Annotated in this window: 25 protein-coding genes; 13 read left to right on the top strand and 12 right to left on the bottom strand. The window is 70.5% G+C overall.

Going from position 1 to position 26200, the window contains the following annotated elements:
• The first annotated feature begins 139 nt into the window (after positions 1-139).
• The 4 genes from AOK17_RS18335 to AOK17_RS18320 all read left to right on the top strand — a co-directional run bounded on the left by AOK17_RS18335 (position 140) and on the right by AOK17_RS18320 (position 4629).
• Positions 140-811 carry a winged helix-turn-helix domain-containing protein gene (locus AOK17_RS18335; RefSeq protein WP_055613573.1) on the top strand — a complete coding sequence of 224 codons (672 nt, stop codon included), beginning with the start codon at positions 140-142 and terminating at the stop codon, positions 809-811.
• Complete coding sequence (locus tag AOK17_RS18330; protein ID WP_245697218.1) at positions 808-2241, top strand: sensor histidine kinase; 1434 nt, start codon at positions 808-810, stop codon at positions 2239-2241. Before AOK17_RS18335 ends, AOK17_RS18330 begins: the two co-directional genes overlap by 4 nt.
• Positions 2238-4202: a glycoside hydrolase family 9 protein gene (locus AOK17_RS18325; protein WP_055613572.1), complete on the top strand. Its 1965-nt coding sequence runs from the start codon at positions 2238-2240 to the stop codon at positions 4200-4202. Before AOK17_RS18330 ends, AOK17_RS18325 begins: the two co-directional genes overlap by 4 nt.
• A gap of 91 nt (positions 4203-4293) precedes the next feature.
• Positions 4294-4629, top strand: a complete 336-nt coding sequence (locus AOK17_RS18320; RefSeq protein WP_055613571.1) for a hypothetical protein — start codon at positions 4294-4296, stop codon at positions 4627-4629.
• A 107-nt stretch (positions 4630-4736) separates the two neighbouring features.
• On the opposite strand, the gene AOK17_RS18315 is transcribed toward AOK17_RS18320, so the two are convergent.
• A complete protein-coding gene (locus AOK17_RS18315) occupies positions 4737-7643 on the bottom strand; it encodes an alpha-L-rhamnosidase-related protein (RefSeq protein ID WP_245697217.1) in 2907 nt (968 codons plus the stop codon).
• Positions 7644-8418: 775 nt separating this feature from the next.
• Here AOK17_RS18315 and AOK17_RS18310 point away from each other — a divergent pair.
• Positions 8419-9228 (top strand): Atu4866 domain-containing protein, encoded by an 810-nt coding sequence (locus tag AOK17_RS18310; protein ID WP_055613569.1) that lies wholly within the window; start codon positions 8419-8421, stop codon positions 9226-9228.
• A 221-nt stretch (positions 9229-9449) separates the two neighbouring features.
• On the opposite strand, the gene AOK17_RS18305 is transcribed toward AOK17_RS18310, so the two are convergent.
• Positions 9450-10853, bottom strand: coding sequence for an amidohydrolase family protein (locus tag AOK17_RS18305; protein WP_055613568.1), 1404 nt, complete (start codon positions 10851-10853; stop codon positions 9450-9452).
• Positions 10854-11169: 316 nt separating this feature from the next.
• Complete coding sequence (locus AOK17_RS18300) at positions 11170-11979, bottom strand: TetR/AcrR family transcriptional regulator (RefSeq protein ID WP_079053111.1); 810 nt, start codon at positions 11977-11979, stop codon at positions 11170-11172.
• A gap of 90 nt (positions 11980-12069) precedes the next feature.
• Between AOK17_RS18300 and AOK17_RS18295 the strand changes: the two genes are divergently transcribed.
• Positions 12070-12942, top strand: a complete 873-nt coding sequence (locus AOK17_RS18295; RefSeq protein ID WP_055613567.1) for an SDR family oxidoreductase — start codon at positions 12070-12072, stop codon at positions 12940-12942.
• A 143-nt stretch (positions 12943-13085) separates the two neighbouring features.
• On the opposite strand, the gene AOK17_RS18290 is transcribed toward AOK17_RS18295, so the two are convergent.
• Positions 13086-13586: a PaaI family thioesterase gene (locus tag AOK17_RS18290; protein WP_055613576.1), complete on the bottom strand. Its 501-nt coding sequence runs from the start codon at positions 13584-13586 to the stop codon at positions 13086-13088.
• 93 nt (positions 13587-13679) lie between these two features.
• Between AOK17_RS18290 and AOK17_RS18285 the strand changes: the two genes are divergently transcribed.
• Positions 13680-14147, top strand: coding sequence for a winged helix-turn-helix transcriptional regulator (locus AOK17_RS18285; RefSeq protein WP_055613566.1), 468 nt, complete (start codon positions 13680-13682; stop codon positions 14145-14147).
• 83 nt (positions 14148-14230) lie between these two features.
• Here AOK17_RS18285 and AOK17_RS18280 read toward each other — a convergent pair whose 3' ends face one another.
• Positions 14231-15169 carry an RNA polymerase sigma-70 factor gene (locus tag AOK17_RS18280; protein WP_055613565.1) on the bottom strand — a complete coding sequence of 313 codons (939 nt, stop codon included), beginning with the start codon at positions 15167-15169 and terminating at the stop codon, positions 14231-14233.
• A 194-nt stretch (positions 15170-15363) separates the two neighbouring features.
• Here AOK17_RS18280 and AOK17_RS18275 point away from each other — a divergent pair, with 194 nt between their 5' ends.
• On the top strand, positions 15364-15849 hold the full coding sequence (locus AOK17_RS18275; RefSeq protein ID WP_055613564.1) for a carboxymuconolactone decarboxylase family protein: 486 nt from the start codon (positions 15364-15366) through the stop codon (positions 15847-15849).
• 191 nt (positions 15850-16040) lie between these two features.
• Here the strand turns inward: AOK17_RS18275 and AOK17_RS18270 are convergent, their stop codons facing one another.
• The 7 genes from AOK17_RS18270 to AOK17_RS18240 all read right to left on the bottom strand — a co-directional run bounded on the left by AOK17_RS18270 (position 16041) and on the right by AOK17_RS18240 (position 22817).
• Positions 16041-16625 carry a TetR/AcrR family transcriptional regulator gene (locus AOK17_RS18270; RefSeq protein WP_055613563.1) on the bottom strand — a complete coding sequence of 195 codons (585 nt, stop codon included), beginning with the start codon at positions 16623-16625 and terminating at the stop codon, positions 16041-16043.
• Positions 16626-16657: 32 nt separating this feature from the next.
• The gene (locus tag AOK17_RS18265; RefSeq protein ID WP_055613562.1) at positions 16658-17827 is read right to left on the bottom strand and encodes a pyridoxal phosphate-dependent aminotransferase; all 1170 of its coding nucleotides are present in this window, start codon (positions 17825-17827) and stop codon (positions 16658-16660) included.
• 105 nt (positions 17828-17932) lie between these two features.
• Entirely contained in the window at positions 17933-18730 is a 798-nt protein-coding gene (locus AOK17_RS18260) for an SDR family oxidoreductase (RefSeq protein WP_079053109.1), read from the bottom strand.
• 73 nt (positions 18731-18803) lie between these two features.
• Positions 18804-19856, bottom strand: coding sequence for a 5-oxoprolinase subunit C family protein (locus AOK17_RS18255; RefSeq protein ID WP_245697216.1), 1053 nt, complete (start codon positions 19854-19856; stop codon positions 18804-18806).
• Positions 19853-20584 carry a 5-oxoprolinase subunit B family protein gene (locus AOK17_RS18250; RefSeq protein WP_055613560.1) on the bottom strand — a complete coding sequence of 244 codons (732 nt, stop codon included), beginning with the start codon at positions 20582-20584 and terminating at the stop codon, positions 19853-19855. The genes AOK17_RS18255 and AOK17_RS18250 overlap by 4 nt, the downstream gene beginning before the upstream one ends.
• Before the next feature lie 23 nt (positions 20585-20607).
• Positions 20608-21414 (bottom strand): LamB/YcsF family protein, encoded by an 807-nt coding sequence (locus AOK17_RS18245; RefSeq protein WP_055613559.1) that lies wholly within the window; start codon positions 21412-21414, stop codon positions 20608-20610.
• Positions 21415-21437: 23 nt separating this feature from the next.
• Positions 21438-22817: an MFS transporter gene (locus tag AOK17_RS18240; RefSeq protein ID WP_079053108.1), complete on the bottom strand. Its 1380-nt coding sequence runs from the start codon at positions 22815-22817 to the stop codon at positions 21438-21440.
• 682 nt (positions 22818-23499) lie between these two features.
• Here AOK17_RS18240 and AOK17_RS18230 point away from each other — a divergent pair.
• The 5 genes from AOK17_RS18230 to AOK17_RS18210 form a co-directional block, all read left to right on the top strand.
• Complete coding sequence (locus tag AOK17_RS18230) at positions 23500-24135, top strand: RraA family protein (RefSeq protein ID WP_055613557.1); 636 nt, start codon at positions 23500-23502, stop codon at positions 24133-24135.
• Positions 24135-25202 (top strand): D-2-hydroxyacid dehydrogenase, encoded by a 1068-nt coding sequence (locus AOK17_RS18225; RefSeq protein ID WP_055613556.1) that lies wholly within the window; start codon positions 24135-24137, stop codon positions 25200-25202. Before AOK17_RS18230 ends, AOK17_RS18225 begins: the two co-directional genes overlap by 1 nt.
• Positions 25203-25401: 199 nt before the next feature.
• The gene (locus AOK17_RS18220; RefSeq protein WP_055613555.1) at positions 25402-25581 is read left to right on the top strand and encodes a hypothetical protein; all 180 of its coding nucleotides are present in this window, start codon (positions 25402-25404) and stop codon (positions 25579-25581) included.
• Between the two features lie 17 nt (positions 25582-25598).
• Positions 25599-25967, top strand: coding sequence for a low affinity iron permease family protein (locus AOK17_RS18215; RefSeq protein WP_055613554.1), 369 nt, complete (start codon positions 25599-25601; stop codon positions 25965-25967).
• Positions 25968-26058: 91 nt separating this feature from the next.
• Positions 26059-26200 (top strand): nucleotidyltransferase domain-containing protein (locus AOK17_RS18210; protein WP_425424619.1); only part of this gene is annotated, 142 nt, incomplete at its 3' end.

Here is a 26200-nt window from a genome sequence, read left to right as displayed (position 1 = left end):
TCATGGCGGGGGAGGAACAGCGCTCAGCTGTTCCTCCCCCGCCATGACGCGTCGGCCGACAGGGCGGCCCGCACGACCGAGCCACCGCCGGGCCCCGGACCACCGAGCCCCGGCTCCCGCACCGTCTAAGCTCCGGGCCATGCGCGTATTGGTCTTGGAGGACGATCCCGAGCTGGGGCCCGTCGTCGCTGCTCAGCTGCGGGATGCGGGCTTCGCGGTGGACCTCGCGCGGACTCTGGCCGAAGCGGACCTCAAGCTCTCGGTCAACAGCTACGACTGTGTCGTGGCCGACCGCTCGGTCCCGGACGGTGACTCGCTCACGCTGCTCGCCGCACACCGGCGGACGGGATCCGTACTGCCCTTTCTCCTCCTGACGGCACTGGACGCGGTGAGCGACCGGGTGGCCGGCTTCGAGCACGGGGCCGACGACTATCTGGTCAAGCCCTTCGCCTTCGCCGAACTGGTCGTACGGGTAAGGGCGTTGTGCCGCAGGGAGCAGCCGGCGCGGCCTCCGGTCCTGCGGGCCGGTGACCTGGAGGTCGATCTCCCACGACGCCGCGTGTCCAGGGCCGGGGTGCTGCTCAGCCTGTCGGCCAAGGAGTTCGCGGTCCTTGAGCTGCTGATGCTGCGCGCGGGCGAGGTCGTCACCCGCACCGAACTGATCGAGAGCTGCTGGGACGAGGCGAGCGAGCCGATGTCCAACGTGGTGGACGTCCTCATCGGCCAGCTGCGGCGACGGCTCGGGCCGCCCGATCCGATCGGGACGGTGCGCGGCGTCGGCTACCGGCTGGGCGACGGGGCTTCGGCGTGATCCGCCGGGCCACAGCATCGCCCCTGTCGCCCGCCCTGGCCCGGCTGCGGCGTACCCGTCGGCTGATGACGCTCCTGTTCGCCTCGACGACGGCGGCCTGTCTTGTCGTACTCGCCGTTGTCGCCGTACGCATCGACTCCCAATCCCGCCGCTCCGGCCTCGACCACGAGGTCGGCAGCCGCGCCGTCGGCCTGTCGCGGGCGGTCTGGTTCGACACGGGGGTGCTGCATCTGGAGCCGCTGAGGGAGGACGAACTCGCCCAGGGCGCACAGGTATTGGCCGTTCTGCAGGCGGCGCCGGGCCAGACGCCGAAGGTCCGGAACGTCGTACCCGGGCGCTCGTCGCTGCCCGAGCGCGACCGGTTGAACGAGGTCTGGCGGAGTGTCCTGGACGAGCAGGGGACGGTCCTCGTCAGCGCCCCCGCCGCCGGGGGCGGGCGGCTGAGGTGGGCGGCGGCTCCGGTCTGGGACGGGGACCGGATCGGGGCGGCCGTACTCGTCGGCACGGAACAGGCGCGCAGCGAACGCGATCACGACCTCCTGGTGCGCTGGCTGGCCCTCGGCTGTACGGCTCTGGTGTGCTGCGCCGCGGCCATCGGCCATCTGCTGTCCGGCCGGGCCATGCGTCCGGCCCTCCGCGGGCTGGCCCAACAGGAACAGTTCCTGGCCGAAGCGGCACACGAGTTGCGTACGCCGCTGGCGACGTTGCGGCTCGTGGTGGAGCGGGGTGGCTCATCCGGTTCTTCGGGTTCCTCAAGTTCTTCAAGCTCTTCGGCTTCTTCAAGCTCTTCGGGTTCTTCGGGTTCTTCGGGTTCTTCGGGTCCTTCGGGTTCGTTCGACGAGGCGCTGCGGCTGGTGGACCGGCTGAGTCGGCTGGTCACCGGGCTGCTCGCCAGGGCCCGGCTGGAGGCCGGTGCGCAGCGGGTCGAGCTGGTGCCCCTGCGCCTCGACCAGCTGGTGGAGACCACGGTCGAGGAGCTGCCGGACCACGAGAGCGTCACGGTCAGCTCCGAGCCGGTGATGGTGCTCGGGGATCCGGACCTGCTGGCCCAGGCCGTGCGGAACCTGGTGGAGAACGCCCAGCGGCACGGCGGCCCGGCCGGGTCACCGGTGGAGGTCACCGTCGCGCCCGGCCTCGTCACGGTCCGCGACCACGGGGCAGGTGTGCCGCCCGCGGAACGGGAGCGGGTCTTCGCCCGGGGTGCCACAGGGGCTGCCACCGGAACGAGGGCCGCCTCGGGAACAGGCGCAGGCCTCGCCATCGTCCGCTGGGTCGCCGGGCTGCATCACGGCACCGCCCGCCTCGCGGACGCTCCCGGCGGCGGCCTGCTCGCCGAGCTCCGGCTGCCGATGCCACCCGCCCAGGGGCCCCCACCGGCCCAGGGCTCCTCATCGTCATCTCATGAAGGCCCCGGCACCGTGAGCGCATGACCCCATCGCTCACCCCCCGGCTGCTGGTCACCACCGCCGCGGGACTCAGCACCCTGCTCCTCGTCCTCGCCGTGAGCCTGCACGGCCTGCCCTTCGGCGGCGACACCACGGCCGACGCCGCCAAGGTGGCCGTCCGCGTCGACCAGGTCGGCTATCTGCGCGGCGAGAAGAAGCAGGCCTACGTCATGGGCCCCTCGGTGGCACTCGCCGGAGCACGCTTCAAGGTCGTCGACGCCAAGGACGAGGTAGTCGCGGCGGGCAGGCTCGGAGCCGTCACCGGCCGCTGGAACGCCAAGTACCCCTCGGTACGCACCGCCGACCTGTCCGCGCTGAACACCCCCGGCACCTACCGCGTCGTCCTGACCGGCACCGCGGCCGGCCGCTCGGCCGCCTTCCGCGTCGCCGACGCCCGCGAGCTGATGACCCCGCTCGTCCGGGACAACGTCCGCTTCCTCCAGGCCCAGCGCGACGGAGCCGACGTGCTTCCCGCCGGAGCGCTTCCCGGGGGCGGCTTGAAGCACGGCCCGTCCCATCTCGCCGACAAGAACGCGACCGTCTACGCCGATCCGGAGTACGACGAGGAGGGCAACGAGCTGCTCGACGAGCGGCTGACCCCGACGGGCGACCAAGTCGACGTCTCGGGCGGCTGGTTCGACGCGGGAGACTTCCTCAAGTTCACCGGCACGACCTCCTACTCGGTCGCCGAACTCCTGCTCGCCCAGCGGGACTTGCCGCACTTGAAGGAGCTGTCCGCCGAGGCCACGCATGGGCTGGACTGGCTGGACAGGATGTGGGACGAGGACAGCGAGACGCTCTACGCCCAGGTCGGCATCGGCGCGGGCAACGAGAACGTATGGACGGATCACGATGTATGGCGGCTGCCCGAGGCCGACGACCGGCTCGACGTGTCACCCGGTGACCCGGACTACACGATCAAGCACCGTCCGGTCTTCCGCGCGAACGCCCCGGGCGACCCGATCACTCCCAGCCTGGCGGGCCGGGTGGCCGCGGTCTTCGCCCTCGCCGCACAGCGCGCGGCGGCCACGGACCCCGACGGGGCGCAGGACTGGCTGGACAAGGCCGCCGCCGTGTACGACCTGGCCGACACCGACCCGGACCCCGACGAGCCGCTCTTCACCGCCTTCCCGAGCGCCTTCTATCCCGAGGACTCCTGGCAGGACGACATGGAGTTCGCCGGCGCCGAACTCGCCCTGGCCGCAAGGGAACTCGGGGACGACCGGGAGGGTGGCTGGGCCGACGAAGCGGCCCGCTGGGCCCGCGCCTACCTGGACTCCGACGTCAAGGGCACCCTCAACGTCGCGGATGTCAGCGCCCTGGCCCACGTGGACCTGGCCACCGCCTTGGACGGCACCCGGACGAACGGCGTCGGAGAGGAGGAGCTGTACGAGGACCTGCGCCGCCAGTTGGAGGACGGTGTCGATCGCGCGGGGCACGATCCGTTCGGAGCCGGCGCCGTCTACGACGACTTCGACGCCGTACCGCACACCTTCGGACTCGTGGCCACCGCCCGCCTCTTCGCCAAGGCCACCGGCGACACCCGTTACTCGGCCTTCGCCGGGCAGCAGCGGGGCTGGGCCCTCGGCGCCAACGCCTGGGGCACCAGCTTCATGATCGGCGCGGGTGAGGTCTACCCGCACTGCCCGGAACACCAGTTGGCCAACCTCCGCGGCAGCCACGACGGCAAGGGTGCCATCCTGCGGGGCGCGGTGGTCAACGGCCCCAACGAGGCTTCGAAACTGGAGGAGTTGAACGGCTTCCCGACCATGAAGAAGTGCACGGCCGCACCGCCGACAGGAGCCTGGACCGACTTCGACGGCAAGGGCGCGCGGTACGTGGACGATGTCGGCGCATGGCAGACCGTGGAACCCGCCCTTGACTTCACCACGACGGCACTGCTGGCCTTCGCCCTGACGGCAGAGGCCGACGGCCGTAGCCGGTAGCCGGTAGCCGACCGTGGTGACGGGCAGCCCAGCCTCTGAGCCTCCTCAAGTCACTTGGCACACACGGATCATGACGGCCAGGCTGTCCCCCATGACAGGAATCATGGGACTGAGCAAGAAGAACAACTTCGTGCTGACCGTCAGGGACGCGGACGTGGTCGCCGCGGCCCTGCGCCAGGCACTGGCCGAGGCCTCGCCGGAGGAGCGCCCGGGCCTGGAACGCGCCGCCGCACTCGTGGAGTCCACCGCCGCCGCCACCGAGACCCAGCTGCGCGCCCGCTGGGTCCGCTCCCGGCTGGCCGACACCGGCTTCACCGGGGACATCACCTCGGTCGAGGCGGTGAAGGCACTGCGCCAGGCGGAGCCCCAGCTGAGCCTGCTGGCGGCGGTGCAGCTGCAGAAGGACGCTGAGGCCCACCCGGAGTGATCCGGCAGCCCCCGGACACGCGGGGAGACGAGGGCTGCCGGAAGCGTCGTACAGCTCAGGACGTGAGGCGGGTCGTACCACTCAGGGTGCGAGGCGGGTCGTACCACTCAGGACGTGAGGTAGCAGGACTTGCTCACGCCCGGCAGCGGATCGGTGCCGAACGCCGCCGTCGTGCAACCGGTGCCGCCGGTGAACGACTTGTAGAGGAAGCTGCCCCGTGCGCCGTAGGCGACGGTCCGCTGTCCGCTGAAGGCGCATGTGCCGCCTTCGGCGGAGCAGGCCGTGGCGTAGCCGGGCGGGCCGCCGGTGGCGGTGTAGCAGGACTTCGACTCCCCGGAGATCGGGTCGCCGAACGTGGCGTCGGTGCACGGGGTGTTACCGGTGGCCGTGGCGGTGGCGAACGCCCCGAAAGCTCCGTACATCACCGGCTGTCCGGCGGCGGCCGGACAAGTGCCGTTCTGGTCCGCGCACTTGGTCCAGCCACCGGGCGGTGCCCCGGCCGGCGGCAGATAGCAGGACTTGGCGACGCCGTCGATGGGATCGCCGAAGTGGGCGTTGGTGCAGGCGACGGAGCCGTTGGTGACCTGGTGGGCGAAGTTGCCGTTGGCGCCGTACGCCACGTCGCGGTTGTAGCCGGGAACGGAGCAGTTGGCGCCCTCGGCCGCGCAGACGGTGTAGCCGGGCGGGCCGCCCGCGTCGGCGACGTAGCAGGACTTGACGAGATCCGAGGCGGGGTCGCCGCCGAAGGCGGTGTTGGTGCACGCGGTGCTGTCGGTCACCGTCTTGTACCTGTACGTTCCGGCCCCGTAGGCCACCGAGCGGGTGCCGCTGAAGGAGCACGTACCGCCCTCGCCCGCACACCGGGTGAAGCCCGCGCGCAGGGCGCCGGTTCCCGGCTCGGCGGGCGGAGCGGGATTGCCCAGTCCGGTGGCGGTCACGGTGTAGCCGCCCGGGGCGACACCGGTGAGGTAGACGTACGTGCCGTCCTGGGTGCCACCCGTGATTCCGGAGGTGGGCGTGAAGGCTCCGTCGCGCCATACGACGCTGCCGTTCACGGACACCGTGACGTTGCCGCCGCCGAACTTCGGGACTCCGATACGGCCGGTGGTGCCGGACGGGCTGGTGAGGTGCGCCGAGTAGGTGCCGGCGGCGGGGTCCCGGGACCAGGACGCGTTGACGGCGCCCTGGGGCATGGTGATGCGGCCCTCGGCGCTGGTCAGATCGCCGGGGTGCGGGACGAAGCGGTACGCGCCGGTCGCCGACTCCGGTGCGGTGCCCAGCACGTCGAAGGTGAGCGTGGAGGTCGGCGCGCTGGACCAGCCGTGGGCCAGGCTCATGAACGAACCGCCGTAGGCGAGGCCGCCGTCGGCCTTGATGCCCTCCCAGAAGGTGCTCTTGGTGCCGATGTCACTGTTCAGCATGTGGCCCCAGGTGCGGCGGATCTGGTCCAGGGCGCCGTGGTCGTCGTTGGCGGTGAAGCGGGCGTTCAGCTCCATGCCGCCCACGAAGGGCGAGACGTTGCCGCCCCACTCGGGGGTGGTCGGACCGTAGGTGCCCCAGCGTGTGCCGAGCCCCGCGATGACGCTCTTCGACTTGGCCGCGGAGTCGGTGAGCCCGTACCAGACGGCGAGCGAGTTGCCGTCCTGCGGGTACAGGCCGCTGGTCGGGTTGTCCTTGTACATTCCCTTCGAGGCGTCCCACAGACGGGAGTTGGCCGCGGTCTTGAGGGCGGTCGCCCTGCTGTTCCAGCTCGCGGCGAGCGCGCTGTCGCCCTCGACCGTGGCCAGGGTGGCGCCGCCCCTGAGCGCGGCGTACAGCAGCGCGTTGGCGGAGATGTTCTCACCGCCCTGGCCGGACCGGGCCCAGTCCTGCGTGCGGGTCACATTGAGCAGGTTTCTGCTGCCGATCTTGTTGATGATGAAGGCCATCCCACGCTTGTAGTCGGCCCATTGGGAGTCCAGCCACGCCCGGTCGGCCGTGTACGTGTAGTACGTCGACGTGCCCAGCAGCGTCCAGGTGTGGTAGGTGTCCGAGCCTTTGAGGTTGAACGGCGGCCCCGACCAGGGGATTTCACCCTCTGCGGACTGCGCGTCGAACATCGTGGTGAGCGCGTTGCGGGTCGAGGTGAGGTCGCCCGAGTACGCGTACTGGCTGGGTACAGCGATGCCCAGGTCGCCGGGCCACACCGTACGGTCGCGCTTGGCCCCGTCGACCAGGATGGAGTCACCCACCCCGACGGTTGCGCCGTTGTCCCACTCCGAGGCCGGCGGGGGCCAGGCGCGGCCCTGGTTCGAGGCGATCGTGTTGAGCTGCACGGTGTACGCCCCGGCGTACCAGATGCGGTTGAGCAGTTCGTCGTTGGAGTGGAAGTAGTTGGCGTAGTCGGCCGGGTTGCTCTTCCCCGGAGCCGCCGTGAAGTCGAGGCTCACGCCCTTGAGGTCCACCCAGCCCGAGGTGTCGAGGAAGACGGTGAGGTAGCGGAAGCCGCCCCGCTGTTTCGCGGTGGGCACGGTGTACGTGCCGTTGGCGGAGGCCGTGGTGTAGAGGGCCCCGTCCTCGCCGTCTCGGCCGCTGCTCCGGTCGCTGTTGTTGCCCACATACAGGGACGACTCGCTGTACGCCAGGCCGACCCGTTGACCGCCACTGCTGGTACTGCCGAAGGACAACGTTGTCACACCGCCGACCTCTTTGCCGAAGTCGAGCGTGATGGCCGACTGCGAGCCGGAGATCCTCGTCGGCTGTCCACTGAGGACGTTCTGCGGGTTCGCGACACTGCCGGACGTCTTGTGGACGGCGGTCGGCTTGAGAGTGCGTGAGGTCGGCGAGTAGTTCAGGGGGTCAACGGCCGCCCTGGGCGCGGCGGTTGGGGGTATCGCCGTCGCCACGGACGCGGGAGCGGACGCGTCGGCGGACGGCGCGGGAGCCACGGTCAGCGCGGAGGCCACGACCACGGCGAGGCCAACCAGGCTTCCCGGAAAGGGTGTTCGGTGGAGCAGGAGACGGCGGCGCCGCATGAGTACCTCCCGGATCGAGTGCGGAAACTAGTTGCCTGACGCCTGATGCCTGATGCTTGAATCGATTCAAATCGATCGCCCACGAAGGCCTGGGACGCATGGAACAGTGGGTCTGCGAGGCGCCTCGCCGAAGTTGCACCGATGATGGGCGCCCGGAAATGGACTGTCAACCCATCCCGCCCCTCCTGAACTCCCCTGAAAATGCCGCCCCTTGAGCCATTGACAGGGACTCGCCAAAACGATTCACTGCCCCGGGGACAGGTATGGACCAGTGCGCGGTTCCTGGCCGGCGGGGTGAGGCTGCCGGGTGAGCGAGGCGGCGATACGGGGCCGGTGGTGGGCCCGACCGGACCGACCGCGTATCCGGGTCGGCGCGCCCTCGGAGGGCTGATCGCCGCCGCGGGTTGACGAGCCGAGCGGACGAGCCGGGCTGTCGGCTGACGGCTGACGGCGCTCAAGGTCTCGGCCCGGGTGGGAGTGAGCGCTCGGAGCGTCGATGGCGATCGCCGCGCGTCGGCCGGGCCCCGATCACGCGTGGCTGCGCCTTGGACGACTCACGGCCGAGCGGGACCGTCCCACTGGCTGCCGCCACGTACGAACCGGTGCGCAAGGTGGGTGCCATGCACCTGGGTAAACGGCGGCCTGGTTCCGTTCCGTGGCCGCGACCAGGCTGGCCGTAGGCGGCCGCAAGAAGCTGCCGCCCCCGCCTCGGCCTGCGTGAACGCGCTCGACGCAATCCACAGGCCGACGGAACCACTCACCTGAGGAGCCGGCGATGAGCGACACCGCAACGGACACGGAAACAGGCACGAGCACAGGTACAGGCACGAGCACGGAAACGGACACGGGCACCGTGAACTGGAACAGCAAGGCCTTCGACGAGATCGTCTCGAACGACGCGGGACGACCAGTCCTGTTCACCAACGCCCGGGTCCTGACGATGGACCCGTTGATCGGGACCATGACCGGCGCCGACGTCCTGCTCGTGGGCGCCCTGCTGGTGGGCGTCGGCCCGGGCATCATCACCGCGGCGCAGGACGACAACGCCATCGTCGTCGACTGCACGGGCATGACCGTCGTACCGGCAGTCGTGGACACCGTCGCCCTGGTCGGCGGACGCGGCCACCGCTCGGAGTACGTCGCGACGCTGACGCCGGGGAACGCCGGCGACCTGCTCGTCGTGCCGGACGAGTTCGCCGCCGACGTTGCGAGCGCACAGGCCACCCTCCTGACCCGCCCGGACCAGGTTCGCGCCCTGGTCGCGGCCGGCAAGCCCGTCCTGTGGGCCGGAGTCGACGCCCCCGACCGCCCCACCGCGCCCGAGGCCGGCATCCCGGCCGCCGGGGACATGACCGGCAGCCCGCGCGTCGGCGTCTGGATCGACAGGAACGACTTCCTGCACCAGGAACTCACCGCCGACGGCCGCTACGACGAGACCCGGGGCGGTCGCCCGCACGCCTACGAGGGCCGGTACTGGATCGACGGCGACCGCATCGACTACCTGGACGACCTCGGCTTCTGGGCCTTCGGCGAGTTCCAGGGCGAGGAGCTGCACCACGCGGGGTACGCCATGCGACTGGGCTGACGCCTCTGCCGGTACGGGCCTTGCCCGTACCGGCGTCGACCTGTTCCGGCCCTGACCGCCCTTGACCCGTACCGGCGTTGAACGAACCAGTGAGCTCCAGCCCCTGCTCGCCATCAGGCGGAGGGGCTGGAGCTCACTGGCTTGTCCGTAACGGAGTGCCTGGCCGTGTCTGAGGGGGCGCTCCTCGGATCGGTCGAGCCGGGGAGCGCCCCGAACTCCGGTCAGGTGGCCGGGGTGTTGAGCACGTACGTGCGGGAGGCGCTGACCTCGCTGCGCAGGGCCGCGAGGTCTACGTCGAGGACCTGGCCGTTCCACTTGCGGGGACGGCCGCCCACCAGGACGCCGGTGATGTTGCGGGCGTCGGAGCCCAACACCAGTGTGCCGATGGGGTCGTTGAGGGGCATGTTGTTGAGGTCCTCGGCCTGTACGACCAGCAGGTCGGCCTTCTTGCCGGGCGTGAGCGAGCCGGTGACGTCGCCGAGGCCGTTGGTCCGCGCGCCCTGGAGGGTGGCGAAGTCCAGGACCTCGTGCGTGGTGATGCGGGAGAGGTCGCCGCCGGTTCCGTAGGCGGCGCTGACCGCGCGCATCCGCTGGATCGCGAGGAGGGCCCGCATCTGGGTGAACATGTCGCTGGCGAGGGCGACTTCGACGTCGATGCTCAGGCCGGGACGGATGCCGACCGCGAGCGCCTCGTCCACGGCGGGGATGGCCGTCTCCAGTCCGATCTGTGCGTCCGAGGTGGGCGCCAGAGCGACCGTCGTGCCGGACTCCCCCATCGCCTTCCAGGCTTCGGAGGTCAGACCGGTGGCGTGGATCAGGGTGACATCGGGGCCGAGGATGCCGTGCTCGGCCCAGGACAGCACGGCCTCCGAGGAGGACGTACCGAAGACGGCGTCGACACTGACGCCGATGCCCAAATCGGCTGCGGTACGGGCGAGTTCCGGACCGTAGGCGAGGAGAGGGCCGGCGATCTCGTCGGTGGCCAGGGTCGCCATGCGGAGCGTGAGCAGCTGGTCGTCGCTGCTGAAGTACTGGTCCTTCAGGCGGGTCAGGTCGGCCGGCCACTGGCGGTCCCACTCCCCGAAGTGCGGCCCCATCGAGGCGTGCACCCCACGGATTCCGGTGTCCCGCAGCGCTTCGATCGCCGCGTCGGAGTGCTCGCGGGTACGGGAGTTGTGGGAGAAGTCGAGCATGGTGGTGATGCCGCTGTCGATCGCGGTCAGCGCCGCCAGCCTGGTGCCGACGTACATGTCCTGCGGGCGGTAGACGGTGGCGTAGCCGGCGAGTGTGGACATCACATAGCCGCCGAGGTCGTCGACGTCGGGCATGATCCGGCGCAGCTGGGCCTCCCAGGCGTGCCGGTGTGTGTCGACGAAACCGGGGGCCAGGATCGTGCCGGAGGCGTCGACGACCACGGCACCGTCCGCGGCCTCCGCGGTCAGGTCCGGGCCGATGGCGGCGATGGCGTCGCCCTCGACGAGCAGGTCGCTGTCGTGCAGGATGCCCAGTTCCGGGTCCATCGTGACGATGGTGGCGCCGGTGAACAGGATGCGCCTGCGCGGGTCGGCGGACCGGCGTCGCAGTTGTTCGAGAAGGCTGTCGCTGGTGGTGTCGTCGGTGCTCATGGCGGGCCCCTTTCGGGTGGCTCTTCGCAGGCGCCGCGGGAGGCGCCGAGTCTGGGCCGAATGGCTTCTGGCCCAAGACTCGATCCGCGCCCGCACGGCAACCAGGCCGCCGTTTCCCTAGGTGCGCCGCACCCAGGACAGCCCGCGGTGTCAGGGGCTCCGCCGTCGAGGGGTGTGGTGGTCGAGACCGGGGGCGCTGCCACGCTGCCCTCAGCACCGGGCTACACCGGGCACGCCGGCCTCGGCGCACCCTCCGAGAACGCGCACCACCATGGCGCCCCCGGCCCACCCCCGAGAACGCACGCGCCACCGCGCCTCACCCGTCGGAGGCGATCCGGTCCAGCCACTCCCTCAGCAAATGCTGCTCCGGGCCGCTGAGGATCGTCTGTTCGGGCAGCGTGGCGCGCAGGGCTCGGGCGGCACCGGCCGGGCCCGCGTCCTGCACGGCCGGCTCCTCGTTGGTCACGGCGGCGACCATGGACTCCCGAAGAATGGTCAACAGGGCCGGGTTGCGCCGGTCTTCGGACAGGGACAGCCAAGTGAGCACAGCGCCGCGTGCCGTGGCGTGGATAAGCGTGGCCGCGAGTTCCTCGTCGACGCGGAGCCGGCCACCGGCGGCCAGTCGGCGGATACGACCCATCAGGATCTCCATGCCGGCCTTGAAGGCGGGCGATGCGACCCTGGTGGGCTCGCTGTACATCAACGTGTACAGCGCGGGATTGGCAAGTCCGAACTCGACCGCCAGGTCCCAGCCGGCCCGCAGGTCCTCGATGAGGTCCTGAGGGTCCGGGTCGACGCGCTTGGCCGCGAGAAACGTGGCGAAGCCATGTTCGGCCACCGCTTCGAGCAGCCCGTCCTTGTCGCCGAACAGTCGGTAGATGGCAGGTGGTTGCAACCCTGCCGCGACCGCGACCGCGCGGGTGGTGACGGCGTCGCGGCCCTCGCGCGCCAGCAGGTCGGCGGCGGCCTCGATGACACGTTGCCGGGTCCTCTCACGGCCGACGACCGCGGACCCGGACCCGGACTCAAGATCGGACCCGGACCCGGACCCGGACCCGGAATCGGCGGCAGCGGCAGCAGCGGCGGCGGCAGCAGCACCGTCCCTGGCGCGCGAACGTGGTGGCATATATCAACGATACCGCACACACGTTTCCGTCGTTAATATCAGTGATACGCTCCTTCTGTTTCCACTGGAACCAGACCCCTGGAGCGCAACATGATCATCGTGACCGGAGCCACCGGACAGCTCGGACGCCAGATCGTCGAACGGCTGCTGACCCGCGTGCCCGCGGACCAGGTCGGCGTCAGCGTCCGCGACCCACAGAAGGCGCAGGCGTTCGCCGACCAGGGGATACGGGTGCGGCAAGGCAGCTTCACCGACGCCGCGAGCCTCGCCCACGCCTTCGAGGGCGCCTCCCAAGTGCTCATCGTTTCCGTCGACAAGATGGGCGAAGAGGCCGTGCGGCAGCACCGCGCGGCGATCGACGGTGCCGTCGCGGCCGGCGCCCGCCGCATCCTCTACACCAGCCACATGGGCGCCGGCGCCTCGTCGCGCTTCCAGCCCTGCCGCGACCACGCCGCCACCGAGGACGCGCTGCGCGACTCCGGCGTGCCGTTCACCTCGCTGCGCAACGGCTTCTACGCCGCGAGCGCGGTGCAGTTCCTCGGTCACGCCATGCGGTCCGGCGAGGTCGCGCTCCCCGCGGACGGACCCGTCAGCTGGACCGCCCACGCCGACCTCGCCGACGCGGCGGCCGTCATCCTGGCCGACGAAGGCCGCTTCGACGGCCCCACTCCCCCGCTCACCGCGGCACAGGCGTTGACCTTCGACGACATCGCACGCATCGCCACCGACGTCACCGGCCGCGCCATCACTAGGAGCACCGCACCCGACGACCGGTTCCGGCAGCAGCTGGTGGGCCGGGGCGTCCCCGCCGAGGCCGCGGACCAGCTGCTCGGCATCTTCGCAGCGAGCCGCGCCGGCGAATTCGCCGCCGTCGACCCGACGTTGGCCACCCTGCTCGGCCGCGAACCCATCACCTTGAGCGCGGTCCTGCGCAAGGAACTGTCCGACAACGACGGGCACTGACGTCACTGAACGGCACTAACGGGCGCTGACCGGCCAGGACGGACACCCACCGGCCGGGCACATGCACCGTCATCCGCGGAAACGGAGGCGGAAGCGGAAGCACAGACGCAGACGCAGACGCAGACTAAGACGAAGAAGCAGTCTCACCCTTGAGCAGGCGGCACCGGAAAGAGCAGACAGCTGCTGGTGGCATGGGCGAGCAGACGGTCCTTCGCGTCGACCAACTGCGCCTGGGCGAGGGCGGTTTGACGGCCCTGGTTGACCACCGTACCGATGGCTCGGACCCTGCCCGTGTCCACGGTGATCCGCCGCAGGAACTTCACCGTCAGGTCGAGCGAGGTGTACGCCATGCCTTGCGGGAGGGTGGACTGGACGGCGCAACCCGCCGCCGAGTCGAGCAGGGTGGCGAAGATTCCGCCGTGCACGCTGCCGATCGGGTTGTAGTGCTCCTCCCCCGGCATCAGGGAGAACACCGCCCTGCCGGGCTCCACCTCGTCCAGGGCGAAGTCCATACTGGCACCGATGGGCGGCGGTGGCAGTCGCCCGGCCTGCACCTCGCGCAGGAAGTCGATACCGGCCATGCGCCCGGCTGCCTCCGCCAGGATCGAGGGGTCCTCCCACTGATACGTACGCGTTCGTCCCACGATCCGGTGCCTTTCCATCTGACTTTTGCAAACGAAGCTAGCTTCCGGTGCACCTGACTGTCAATGACGAAGCCAGGCCCGTACGATGGCGGAATGGAGTGGCTTGAGGCGAGCACGGAGAACTGCCCCGTCCAGCGGACACTCGACGTGGTCGGGGAGAAATGGACGCTGCTGATCCTGCGTGACGCCGTCAACGGAGTGCGCCGCTTCGACGACTTCCACCGCCACATCGGCCTGTCGGAGGCCGTCCTCAGCGACCGTCTCCGGAAGCTGGTCTCGGCCGACATCCTCAAGACCGTCCCCTACCAGGAGGCGGGCAGCCGCTCCCGCAACGAGTACCGCCTGACCCGCAAGGGCTGGGACCTGTGGCCCGTCCTGATGGCGCTGAGCCAGTGGGGCGAGGCGTACGCTCTCGGCGCCGAGGGCCCCGTACTGGACGTCCGCCACACCGAGTGCGACGCGCCGGTCCGCGTCGTCGTGGAGTGCTCGGCGGAACACTCCACGCTCACCCCCAGGGAAGTCACCGCCCGACTGGGATCCGGCGCCCGCCTCCGGTCCTGAACCACCGGCCCGGGGGTCGCGCGGGCCCACTCCGGGCAGGGCGGGCCCACTCCGAATGGTGTGGCTCGGGACGCGCTCCGTACTCAGCGACGCAGCGCCGTCTCCCGCTCCATGTGGGACAGCTTCTCGGGATTGCGTACGGCGTAGAGGCCGCTGATGAGGCCGTCGTCGATGCGCACCGCCACCACGGTGTCGAGCTCGCCGTCGAGCCGGACGATCAGCGCCGGGTGGCCATTGACCTGCGCGGGCCGCATCGACACCGTGTCGGCGACCCTGCCGAGCCCCGCGACCAGCAGGCGGGCCACCTTGTCGGCCCCGACGATGGGACGCAGCACGGCCTGCTTGACTCCGCCACCGTCGCCGAGGAGCACGACGTCCGGCGCAAGGGTGTCGAGCAGAGTCTGCAGATCGCCCGTGTTGACCGCCCGCTGGAACGCTTCGAGCGCGTCGCGGGTCTCGGCCGGGGAAACGACCCCGCGCGGCCGGCGCGCCGCGACGTGTGCCCGTGCCCGGTGCGCGATCTGGCGGACAGCGGCCGGGTTCTTGTCGACGGCCTCGGCGATCTCGTCGTACCCGAGGGCGAACACCTCGCGCAGCACGAACACCGCCCGCTCGGTCGGCTGCAGCGTCTCCAGCACCAGCAGCATCGCCATCGAGACGCTGTCGGCCAGCTCGACGTCCTCGGCCACGTCGGGCGTGGTGAGCAGCGGCTCGGGCAGCCAGGAGCCGACGTAGGACTCCTTGCGGCGGCCGAGCGTACGCAGCCGGCTCAGTGCCTGGCGCGTGGTGATCCGGACCAGGTACGCCCGGTGGTCCCGCACGGTGTCGAGGTCGACGCCCGCCCATCGAAGCCAGGTCTCCTGGAGGACGTCCTCCGCGTCGGCGGCCGAGCCGAGCATCTCGTAGGCGACGGTGAAGAGCAGGTTGCGATGGGCGACGAACGCCTCGGTGGCGGAGTCCGTGCGTACGCCGTCGGCGAGCTGCCCGGCCGTGTCCTCCGCGCGCTCACCGTGCTCGCTCATCACCGGCTGCTCCTGCCTGTTCGCTGTCGACGGTGTCATGCGCACAAGACGCCGGCCGCCGCCGCTCTGTGACATCCACGAGCGGTGGCGCACGTCACACGGCCGCCCCGTCACAGAGAGCGAGGCGCCGGCATCTCGTGTTCGACCAGCGCAACACCGCGAGTCCAGTGCAACACCACAGTGAGGACGAAGCCATGGACGCCCGATTCAACCTGTTCGACAACGAGATCGCAGGCAGGTTCGCCAAGCGTTTCGCAGGCGCCGGCCTGGTGATCCAGCAGTCGCCGCTGCCGAAGTCCACGCAGGAACTGGTGTCGCTGCGCGCCAGCCAGATCAACGGCTGCGGTTGGTGCATCGACATGCACACCAAGGAGGCCGCGGCCGCCGGTGAGACGGCGGTCCGGCTCAATCTGGTCGCCGCCTGGCGCGAGTCCACCGTGTTCACCGAGGCCGAGCGGGCCGCGCTGGCGCTCGCCGAAGAGGGCACCCGGCTCGCCGACGTCCACGAAGGCGTGTCCGACGAGACCTGGGCCCAGGCACGCAAGCACTACGACGACGACCAGATCGCCGCGCTGGTCTGCCTGGTCGCCCTGATCAACGCGGCCAACCGGCTCGCCGTGATCGTGCACCAGCGGGGCGGCTCCTACGAGCCCGGCATGTTCGCCGCCTCGTTCGACTGAGCGGCAGACGGGTCCGGACCGGGCCGGCCCGGTCCGGGATCATCCGATTTCGATCCGAGCCGGGCGATCCTGGCCCGCGCACGTCCGGACGCGGAAACAGCCGACGAGGTCCTTGAGCAGGGAATCGAGAACGCCCTCACGTTCATGAGCCGAGGGGAAGCGGCCTCAGTGGTTCCTGTCCGGCGGCGGCCTCAGCGGCCCCGGTCCGCCGCCGTGGACCAGCCGATGAGGGCGCCGCGCAGGGCGGTCACCAGACGGGTGGCGGCCTCGTCCTCGGTGTGGCCGCTCTTGATGAGGTCGAGGATGTCGCGGGGGTCGAACAGGAGGTTCCACAGGAACAGCGCCTCGTCGCCCAGGTCGCCGAGCCCGAGTTCCTCTGTGGTCTGCCGCAGCGGTTCGGCGAGCGCCTCGGCCTGCGGGGCGAGATAACCGGTGCCCTCGCGCAGCCGCTCCAGGTATCCCCGGTGCGACCGCATCTGCGCCATCGCCCCGCCGTGTTCGAGGACGAGCGACACCCAGCAGCGGGACACCGCCTCCAGCCTCTCCATGCCCCGGGTGGTCTGCCGCCTGCTGAAGTCGCGCAGTTCGGAGCCGACTTGGGCCCGGAAGGCGTGCAGGATCTCCTCGACGGACGAGAAGTGCCGGTAGGCCGTGGCGGTCGACACCTCGGCCTGCTTGGCGATCTCGGCCAGGCTCACGGGCGTCGGCGAGTTCTCGAACAGCAGCGCGGCGGCCTTGATGAGGTACCTGCGGTTGCGTTCGGTGTCACTTCGCATGGGTCGACTCCCCCGTTGCTGCGGAACGGCGTTCACTGAAGGACCGAGAGGCCGTACGCCAGCCGGCGGACACCCTCGGAGATGGATTCCGGGCTGGCAGCGTACGACAGCCGCAGGTGCCCCTCGCCCCGGGCGCCGAACTCGCTCCCGGGCCGGACCGCGACGCCGTGCGTGCGCAGTGCCGCCACGACCTCCACGGCGGGCAGGTCGAGGTCGTAGCGCGGGAACTGGTAGAACGCCCCCTCCGACGCGCTCAGCGTGAGGCCCGGGATCTCGGCGAGTCCCGCGCGCATGATCGCGCCGCGCTCCTTGTAGGCGGCCCGCATCCTGGCGATGTCCGCGTCACAGGTCCGCACCGCGACGAGGGCGGCGTCCTGGATGAAGGTGTTCACGGAACCGTTGAAGGTGTTGTGGATGCGCGCTGCCGCCTGGATGAGCGGTGCGGGGCCCCAGAGGTAGCCGACACGCCAGCCGGTCATCGCGTAACTCTTCGAGAAGGTCTGGCAGTAGACCGTACGGTCGCGCAGTCCGTCGAGGGAGATCGCCGAGGTGAACGGGCGGCCCGTGTAGTCGAGGTCGGAGTACGCCTCGTCGGAGATGACGATCGTGGAGGTGCCGTCCAACAGGTCGGCGAGCGCGTCGAGTTCGGCGCGGCTGTGCACGATGCCGGTCGGGTTGCCCGGGTTGCAGAAGACGAAGAGCTTCGCGCCGTCGAGGGCGTCGGCCAGCCGGTCCAGGTCCCAGTGCAGGTCCGGGGCGAGCGGGACGGGTACGACGATGCCGCCGGCCATGCTGACCAGGTCGGCGTAGAGGGAGTAGGTGGGGTCGGGAATCACCACCTTGTCGCCCGGGTCGACGATGGACAGGATCGAGGCGGCGAGGCCGGCGGTGCCGCCCTGGGTGATGAGGACGTCGGCGGCGGAGACCGGTGCTCCCGCGATGCCGTGCAGCTTCTCGGCGAGCGCCTCACGCAGCTCCGGTTCGCCGAGCAGTGGCGAGTAGTGGGTGCGCCCGGCGCGCAGGGAGGCGTCGGCCGCCTCGGTCACCTGCCGGGGTGTGCCGAAGTCGGGCTCACCCATGGCGAGGGAGACGAGGTCGCCCTTGGACTGCGGCTGCTGCGTCCGGCGGGAGGCGGCGGCTATCCGGGCGACTGCCTCGGCGGTGGCGAACCGGGGCGGGTACGTGGAGACGGTGGACGGCATGCGCTCCTCCTGGAAGCGAGGTGCTGAAGCGGGTGCTCGATGCGGTTGCTCGATGCGAGGGCTGGAGACGGGTGCTGGAGACGGGGCCGGCTGGAGACCGGGTGGTCAGGGCTTCGGTGCGGCGTCGGCGGGGGCGCCGGCCCAGCGGCTGATCTCCAGGTCGGCGGAGGTGTCCCGCTGTCGGGTCGGGGCGACGACGATCTCCTGGAGGACGACCCGCTGGGGCAGGGAGACGGCCAGGCGGACCGCCTCCGCCACGTCCTCGGGCTGCAGCATGTGGGCCCGTTCCTCCGCGGCCGGCGGTCGCGCGCGGTTGTCGAGGATGGGCGTGTCCGCCTCGCCGGGCAGCACGGTGATGGCCCGCAGCCCCTGGTTGCGGAAGGTGTTGTGCAGGAAGGTCATGAAGTTGCGCACCCCGGCCTTGGCGGCGCCGTAGGCGGCGCCGCCGAGCAGGTTGGGGTTGACGGCGGCGAGCGACGAGACGGTGACGATGGTTCCGGTGCCACGGCCGAGCATGTCGGGCAGCACGGCCTGGGTGAGCTGGAAGACGGCCGTGAGGTTCACGTCGAGGACCTGGCGCCACTCGTCGTGCGGGAGCCACTGCGGGTTGAGCACCGTCGACGCGCTGCCCGCGTTGTTGACCAGGATGTCGACCGGGCCGAGGTCGGCGTGGACCCGGTCGAGGACCCGCGCCACGTCGTCCGGGCGGGTGATGTCCGCGGCGAGGGCGAGGGCGGTGCCGCCCTCGGCGCGGATCGTGGCCGCGACCTCGTCGAGCGCCTCCTGTCTGCGGCCGACGAGCACGACGGTGGCGCCGTCCCGGGCGAGGAGCCGCGCGGTTTCGAGCCCCATCCCACTGCCGGCCCCTGTGATGAGCGCGGTTTTGCCGGCCGACGTCGTCACCGTTCCTCCTCCATGATCAGCATGCTCGACATTGGATTGATATGAGACTTGAAACTCAAATGAGAATATCTTCTCAACTACTGTCGGGCAAGGACGTCTCGAAGCCGAGCGCGGCGAACGCCTCCGCGACCGCGTGTTCGAGCGCGCACACCTCCGCCTCGCGCCGCGCGAACCGGCGGAGCGAACTCTCGCGGTCGGTCCAGCGGAACCGCAGCCGCCGCCCCGGACCGGCCTGCCCGAGCAGCGGCAGACAGGCCCGCGAGGCGACGCCGACGATCGGATAGCCCGCCGTCAGGCTCCGGTATCTGCCGAGCACGATGAGCTCGTCCGCATGCGGGATCTGCAGCGCCCCGACGGGAACGCCGTGCGACACGATCTCGACGTCGGTGTCCGGGTGGAGCACCGGCCCTTCGAGCCGCAGCCCGACATGATTCGAGCGGGGGGTCACGACGTACTCCGCCTCCTCGATCACCTCGCGGATGCCGGGGATCGCGTGGATTCCATGGCTCGCGACGACATCGACGACCCAGGGCCCTTCATCGAAACGCGGGACCGGGACGGGCAGCCGGAACAGTGGCGGCTCGAACAGTCGGCGCCGGAAACCCTGGAACTCCGTGTCCAGCAGGACGCGCGAGCCCCGGGTGACGTGCTGCGTGAACCCCATCCGGGCGTCCGGGGCGGCGCTGCCCAGCAGGGTCTCCGCGGTGAGCGTGCCGTTCACGGCGAGATAGGTGCGGGTTCCTCGGCCGACGTCGGCGTGGACCCGTACCTCATGCCCCTTCGGCACCACCAGCGGCGACCAGCTCTCGACAGGAGCGCCGCCGACGGTGACCCGGGCGGGTGCGCCGGTCACCGCGAGCAGGACGTCGGCGTCGGGAACGAGGGCCAGCTCGCCGCCGAGGTTCTCGATCAGGGTCGCGCCGCGGGGGTTGCCCACGAGGAGGTTGGCGACGACCGCGGAGTGCTGGTCGGCGGCCCCGCCGGTGGGGACACCGCGCCGCTCCGTGTCGCGGCGGCCGAGGTCCTGGAAGGTGGTGCTCCATCCAGTACCGGTGAATTCGAGCGCCACGGTCTTCATCGCCACCGTCTTCCTTGCCGTCGCCGTCGCCGTCGTCACGGTTGTCATAGGGACACCTCCACCGGCAGCAGGAAGCCGGCGTCCAGTGCCGCCGCCTCGTCCCGCGTGACGGGGACGAAGCGCATGACATCGCCGGGGCCGAACGAGACGGGGTCGGGGCGGGAGATGTCGACGATCGTGTGCGGGGTGCGCCCGACGACGCGCCAGCCGGTCGGGCCGGGGAACGGCTGGATGATCGCGTTGTCACCGGCGATCATGATCGCTCCGGGAGCGACGTCCGTACGGGGCTCGGCGCGTCGGCGTACCGGCGCGGGCAGCTCAAGACCGTCCATCATCGGGGCCATCGCCGCGCCCAACAGGGCGACCGTGAAGGTGGACTTCGCGATCGCCTCGACGACCTCGGCGGGGTGCAGGCCCACTTCCTCCGCCACGGACTCCAGATCGGGTCCGGTCTCCTCGTCGAAGACGACCGGGACGGCGAACTCCCGTACGGTACGCGGGAGTTCCGGACCGTCGCCCGGCGCCCAGCGGGCCAGCAGCCGGACCGCGTACTCCACGTGCTCCGGCGCGGTCCGCAGCGGATCGAACTCGATGAGCAGGGACTCCAGACCGGATACGACATCGAGCACGCCGTGGGGGCGGTGCGCGAGGAACCGGTCGCGAAAGGCGACGATCGCGGACCTGCGGACCGCCTGTTCGGCGTGGGGGACGGTCACCATCACCGCCGAGTCCCCGAAGGGCTCGACGGCGACGGTACCGAACGGTGCAGTGGTCATCGGCTGACTCCCGTGCGCTGCCCTCAACGGGCGAGCGCGACCTCGGACTTCTCCTTCAGGACGTCCCGCAGACCCGCGACACGCACGTCGGCCTTGTCGAGCGCGGCCCGCAGTGCGATGCCGTTCTGCAGGACGGTCGGGTGGTCTCCGTGCAGGAGCAGTACGTCGGCGTCGTGGCCGAGCGGTACGACGTTGCCGTCGACCGAGCGCACGGTGCCCTCCTGTACGACCTGGACGGAGCGTTCGCCGATGAGCTCGGGGTCGTGGATCAGACCCTTCTCGTGCGACCGCGGGACGGGCATGCCGTCGTCGCCGTAGCCGCGGTCGGCCAGGAACACGTAACCGACTTCGAGGCCGCGCTTGCGCGACTCCTCGGCGAGCAGGCCGCGTTGGCAGATCACGACGTAGTCCGTGTTGTACGCGGCGATGGCGTCCGTGATGGCGCGGGCGTGCTTGGCGTCGGTCTGCGCGATCGAGCCCATACGGCCGTGGGGTGCCACGTGGGTGATCGTCCCGCCGTGCACCCGTGCGAAGGCGTCGAGCGCGCCGAGCTGGTAGAGGACGTCGGTACGGATCTCCTCCTCCGAGGCCTCGATGAGCCGGCGGCCGAACCCGACGAGGTCGGGGTAACCGGGGTGCGCGCCGAGTTCGATGCCGCGCTCCACGCAGTCGGCGACGGTCTTGTCCATGACGCGCGGGTCACCGGCGTGGAAGCCGCAGGCGATGTTCGACGCGGTGACGAGGCCGAGGAGGGCGTCGTCGTCGCCGATCGTGTAGTTGCCGAAGCTCTCGCCGAGGTCGGCGACGACGGCTACCGAGTTGATTCCCATGGTGTCTCCCGGGTGTTGGCGGCTCAGTGGGATGCCAGTGGACGGCCCTTGGTCTCGCGTACGAACGTGATGCTGACCAGGGTGATCAGGGCGGTGATGATGGCGGCGAAGGCCGGGACCAGATTGGACCCGGTCGATTCGATGAGCTCGGTCATCAGGAGCGGGGCGCTGCCGCCGAAGATGATCGTCGAGATGCTGAACCCGATGCTGTAGGCGGAGTAGCGCACGGTGGTCGGGAACATCTCGGCGAGCACGGTGTGCACCACGGCGGCGTGGCCGGAGAAGGCGATCGCGAGCACGGTGGTGCCGATGCACGCCAACCCGAACTCACCGGTGGTGATGAGCAGGAACATCGGGTAGGACACCACGGCCATCGCGACGGCCGAGATCACCAGCACGGGTTTGCGGCCGATACGGTCCGACAGCCGGGCCATGAGGGGGATGCAGACGGCGATGGCGACCAGGCTGAACGCCGTGACGGTGAGCGCCCGCAGCATGGAGAAGTTGTTGTCGTCGCCGAGCGAGGTCTTGAGATAGGTCGGCATGTAGACGAACAGCAGGTAGTAGCCGGGTCCGTTGAGCGCGGGCAGGAAGATCGTGAGCACGATCGCCTTCAGGTGCCGCGGCGAAGTGAGCGCGTCCTTCAGGGGGTTGCCCACGATTGTGTTGCGCTCACGCAGCGCCGTGAAGTGCGGGGTCTCCTCCAGCTGGCGCCGGATGTAGAAGCCGACGTAGCCGAGCGGGACGGCGACGAGGAAGGGGATGCGCCAGGCCCAGGAGGCCATGGCGTCGTCGCCGAGCGTGGAGATGAGGATGGCCGAGAAGGCGCTGCCGACCATGAGCGCGATGAACGAGCCGACGGCGATGAAGCTCATCATGTAGTTGCGGCGGGCGTCCGGGGCGTATTCGCCGACGAACGACATGGCGCCCGCCACCTCGCCACCGGCCGAGAAGCCCTGCAGCACCCGGAGCGCGACCAGCAGAACGGGCGCGGCGACGCCGATGGCGGCGTGGGAGGGGATGAGGCCGATCGCCGCCGTGGCGGCGGAGATCAGCACCAGCAGGGTGGCCAGCAGCCTCTTCCGCCCGAGCCTGTCTCCCAGGTATCCGCAGATGACGCTGCCGAACGGCCTCGCGACGAAGCTGACCAGGAAGCCGACGTTGGTGAGGAAGAGCCCTCCGGCTTCCGCCTCGCCCATGATGTTGATCGCTAGATAGGTGACGAGCAGGCCGTAGATGCCGTAGTCGTACCACTCGACGAAGGAGCCTATGGCTCCGGCGACGGTGGCCTTGCGGACCACCTTGCCGTCCGCGGTGACCACACCGGCCGTGGTCGCGTCGAGCGGGTCCGACGATGCCTCGTGACGGTCTGACGTCGTGTCGAGCCGATCTGACGTTGTCATGCGTTCACCTTCAGGTCGTGGACCCCGGGGACGGTGTCCTGAACAGTCGTACGCTGAACGTCGTCGCTGCCGGCGGTCGCCCATGTGCCGGGGTGTTCCGCCTGCGTTCCGGATCCTCGTGGGAAGGCGACGTCGACACCTCGGCGGTCGAGCGGCGTCGGTGTCGTCGGAGGATGTCTGGAGGTGTCGGTGGACGGCTGGTGACGCCCCCACCCGCCCCGTTCGCGCCAGTGGAGCACGTCCTGGAGCGGACCGTAGGGGCACATCCGAGCCAAGTTGCGACTCAAATCTCGAATGAGAATAGATTCACATTCTGGAGTGGTCAAGGATGGAAGTTGCCGCCAGGTAAAACCTGCGGTTCGGTCGTGATTCCAACCTCGGCCACCGGGACTTCACCGGAGATGCGGCGACCCGGCGGCCCTCAGCGGCCGACCGACAGTCGCCCGCGAGGCCGCCGCCCCCACGGCATTCCGGCGCCACCGCACCCGATCGGGCGCCGCACCCCCGGGTCGGCCCACGACGCGCCGACCAGCCCATATTCCAGGCCGCGGCCCCCGGGCGGCGAGGCCCGCCAGGCTGCCACCTCCCCTGCCCACCCTTGTCTCGGGGCACGGATGGATGCACACTGACTCTCGCGAAACGCGAAACCTTTCGCATTTCCCACCACCCGCAGGAGACTGTGATGACCCAAGACAATGTGCGTGTGGCCCCTGCCTGGGACCGCCCGGACCAGCAGGTGCTCCAGCGGTTCCGTGAGCATTCCGTGGCCAATCTCGGCGACGCCCTGGACCGGCTGAACATCGTGGACGGCGGGATCTCGCCGGTCTGGCACGGAGCGAAGGCGGTCGGCACGGCGTTGCCCGTACTCACCGTCGCCGGCGACAACAAGGCGGTGATCGCCGCGCTCGACCACATCCGTCCCGGGGACATCCTGGTCATCAACGCCTTCGGCTACGACGGCCGCGCGATCATCGGCGACAACCTCGCCCAGCGCTTCGACGTGTTCGGCGCCGTCGGCGCGGTCGTCGACGGTTACGTCCGTGACGGCGCGATCGTGGAGAAGCTCGGCGTGCCCGTCTTCGCACGCGGGCTAACCCCTGCCGGACCCTTCAAGAACGGGCCGGGCACGATCGGCGAACCCGTCGCTCTCGGCGGTGTCGTGGTGAACCCCGGAGACATCGTCGTCGCCGACGACGACGGCGTCATCGTCATCCCGCCCCATCGCGCCGAGGAAGCGCTGACGGCGGTCGAGGCGATCGTCGCCCGCGAGGCCGACCTCGACGCCGAGGTCGCGGAACTGCGGAGTCGAATCGCCTGATGGGAACCGAGGAACGAGCCCCCGGCAGGCTCCGTGTCGCGGTCGCCGCGCCGCTGTCGGAGGAGAACCGCGCGCGGATCCTCGCGCTGGAACCACGGATCGACCTCGTCGTCGACCAGGCCCTGCTCCCGCCGATGCGGTGGCCGGCCGACTTCGCCGGTGACCCGTCCTGGCACCGCACGCCGGCACAACAACAGGCTTACGACGCGGCCCTCGACTCGGCCGACGCGCTCTACGGCATCCCCGACGTGGACCCGGCCGCCCTGGCCCGAACGGTCCGCGCCAACCGGGGGCTGCGCTGGGTGCACACGATGGCCGCGGGCGGCGGCAGCCAGGTGAAGGCCGCGCGGCTCACCGCCGACGAACTCGAACGGGTCCTGTTCACCACCTCCGCCGGAGTGCACGGGCAGCCGCTCGCGGAGTTCGCCGTCTTCGGAGTGCTCGCCGGAGCCAAGGGCCTCCCCCGCCTGACTCAAGGGCAACGCGATCACGAGTGGGGTGGCCGCTGGACGATGGGGCAGGTGAGCGAGCAGACGATCCTGGTGCTCGGCCTCGGCGGCATCGGCCGGGTCGTCGCCCGGAAGCTGCACGCGCTGGGCACCAGGGTGATCGGAACCAGCAGGAGCGGCACCGGAGTTCCCGGCGTCCACGAGGTCGTACCCCTCGACCGGATCGCCGAGATCGCACCGACGGTGGACGCCGTCGTGAACACGCTCCCCGGCACCGCGGCGACCGAGCACCTGCTCGACAAGGGGTTCTTCGACGCCCTCCGGCCAGGCGCGACCCTCGTGAACGTCGGCCGCGGAAGCGTCGTCGACGAGGCCGCCCTGATCGAGGCCCTCGACTCCGGCCGAGTCGGCTTCGCCGCGCTGGACGTCTTCGAGACGGAACCGCTCCCGTCCCACAGCCCCCTCTGGAACCACGACCACGTACTGGTGAGCCCCCACACCGCCGCCCTCAGCCCCGCCGAGGACCGGCTCATCGCCGAACTCTTCGCCACCAACGTCACCCGGCTCCTCGACGGAGAGAGCCTGCTGAACCGCGTGGACACGGTCGAGTTCTACTGACGCCGAGGCGGACGAAAACAGGCCGTGGTCAACCGTCCCGGTCACATACTGGCGACGTGAACGGGCACACGTGTCTCACCCGAACCAGCGGCCGGGCGGACACCTGCCCGCTCGGCAGCCCCTGGTCACAGAGGCTGAAGGCCGCTCGGGCCCGGGAGCAGGTACCAGCCCCGGGAGCACGTACCAGAAAGGACTTGTGGTGAGTGAACACAGCGGCGCCCCTCCGGCGGTCGACGCGTATCCGGAGATCCTGCTGCGGCTGATCGACGTCTCCTTCCGGTCCGTGCCGGGGACCACGACGGTTCCCCTGTGGCGCGGGCGGCCCGGAGATGTGTCCGGCCGGTCCCCGGGCGCGCCCGCCGACCGGGCGGCCTCATGAGAACGGCCGGTGATCTGATGGCACCTCAGCACCCCGCCCACCGTGACGGCGACCGGCCGGGCCGGTTCACGCGCCTGGCGGAGCACGCCTCTAACTTCACCAGCTCCCCCGGCTTCTTCGGCGTGTGCCTCGTTCTGGTCGCCGGCGCGATCACCGCGCACGCGCTGAAGCTGCCCACGCAGTGGCTGCTGGTGGTGGGCGAGGCGATGTCCGCCGTGTCACTGCTGCTCCTGGCGCTGCTGAAGAACTCCGAACGGCGCGCCGAGCACGCCATCCAGCGCAAGCTCGACGCCATCGCCGCCGCGTTGCTGGAGATCCGGCGTGAGGAACCGGGCGCCGCGAGCGAGGAACTCCGCAAGGCCATCAGCATGGAGAAGCAGACCTGACCGTCCCCGGCACGGCCCGGCCGATCCCGCCCGGCGCCACCACGAAATCCGCTCGCCCGCCCGGTCGCCGGGCCGCTACCGTGCCCGCGTGATGACCGCCGACGACGTGCTGTCCGTACTCGCCCTGCTGCGTGCCGCGGATGTCGAGGTCTGGGTGGGGGGCGGGTGGGGCATCGACACTCTGGTCGGGGAGCAGACGCGTCGGCACCGCGACCTGGACCTGATGCACCGGG

The organism is Streptomyces phaeochromogenes (assembly GCF_001418655.1).
Lineage (GTDB): Bacteria > Actinomycetota > Actinomycetes > Streptomycetales > Streptomycetaceae > Streptomyces > Streptomyces phaeochromogenes.
This window is presented reverse-complemented; position numbering and strand designations above follow the sequence as displayed.

Bases quoted from the DNA above. Each gene is read 5' to 3' on its own strand.
- AOK17_RS18295 (WP_055613567.1), top strand. From the start codon at position 12,070: ATGATCATCGTGACCGGAGCCACCGGACAGCTCGGACGCCAGATCGTC.
- AOK17_RS18325 (WP_055613572.1), top strand. From the start codon at position 2,238: ATGACCCCATCGCTCACCCCCCGGCTGCTGGTCACCACCGCCGCGGGA.
- AOK17_RS18315 (WP_245697217.1), bottom strand. From the start codon at position 7,643: ATGCGGCGCCGCCGTCTCCTGCTCCACCGAACACCCTTTCCGGGAAGC.
- AOK17_RS18305 (WP_055613568.1), bottom strand. From the start codon at position 10,853: ATGAGCACCGACGACACCACCAGCGACAGCCTTCTCGAACAACTGCGA.
- AOK17_RS18265 (WP_055613562.1), bottom strand. From the start codon at position 17,827: ATGCCGTCCACCGTCTCCACGTACCCGCCCCGGTTCGCCACCGCCGAG.
- AOK17_RS18240 (WP_079053108.1), bottom strand. From the start codon at position 22,817: ATGACAACGTCAGATCGGCTCGACACGACGTCAGACCGTCACGAGGCA.
- AOK17_RS18285 (WP_055613566.1), top strand. From the start codon at position 13,680: ATGGAGTGGCTTGAGGCGAGCACGGAGAACTGCCCCGTCCAGCGGACA.
- AOK17_RS18280 (WP_055613565.1), bottom strand. From the start codon at position 15,169: ATGAGCGAGCACGGTGAGCGCGCGGAGGACACGGCCGGGCAGCTCGCC.
- AOK17_RS18250 (WP_055613560.1), bottom strand. From the start codon at position 20,584: ATGACCACTGCACCGTTCGGTACCGTCGCCGTCGAGCCCTTCGGGGAC.
- AOK17_RS18225 (WP_055613556.1), top strand. From the start codon at position 24,135: ATGGGAACCGAGGAACGAGCCCCCGGCAGGCTCCGTGTCGCGGTCGCC.
- AOK17_RS18245 (WP_055613559.1), bottom strand. From the start codon at position 21,414: ATGGGAATCAACTCGGTAGCCGTCGTCGCCGACCTCGGCGAGAGCTTC.
- AOK17_RS18270 (WP_055613563.1), bottom strand. From the start codon at position 16,625: ATGCGAAGTGACACCGAACGCAACCGCAGGTACCTCATCAAGGCCGCC.
- AOK17_RS18275 (WP_055613564.1), top strand. From the start codon at position 15,364: ATGGACGCCCGATTCAACCTGTTCGACAACGAGATCGCAGGCAGGTTC.
- AOK17_RS18335 (WP_055613573.1), top strand. From the start codon at position 140: ATGCGCGTATTGGTCTTGGAGGACGATCCCGAGCTGGGGCCCGTCGTC.
- AOK17_RS18320 (WP_055613571.1), top strand. From the start codon at position 4,294: ATGACAGGAATCATGGGACTGAGCAAGAAGAACAACTTCGTGCTGACC.
- AOK17_RS18230 (WP_055613557.1), top strand. From the start codon at position 23,500: ATGACCCAAGACAATGTGCGTGTGGCCCCTGCCTGGGACCGCCCGGAC.
- AOK17_RS18255 (WP_245697216.1), bottom strand. From the start codon at position 19,856: ATGACAACCGTGACGACGGCGACGGCGACGGCAAGGAAGACGGTGGCG.
- AOK17_RS18310 (WP_055613569.1), top strand. From the start codon at position 8,419: ATGAGCGACACCGCAACGGACACGGAAACAGGCACGAGCACAGGTACA.
- AOK17_RS18215 (WP_055613554.1), top strand. From the start codon at position 25,599: ATGGCACCTCAGCACCCCGCCCACCGTGACGGCGACCGGCCGGGCCGG.
- AOK17_RS18300 (WP_079053111.1), bottom strand. From the start codon at position 11,979: ATGCCACCACGTTCGCGCGCCAGGGACGGTGCTGCTGCCGCCGCCGCT.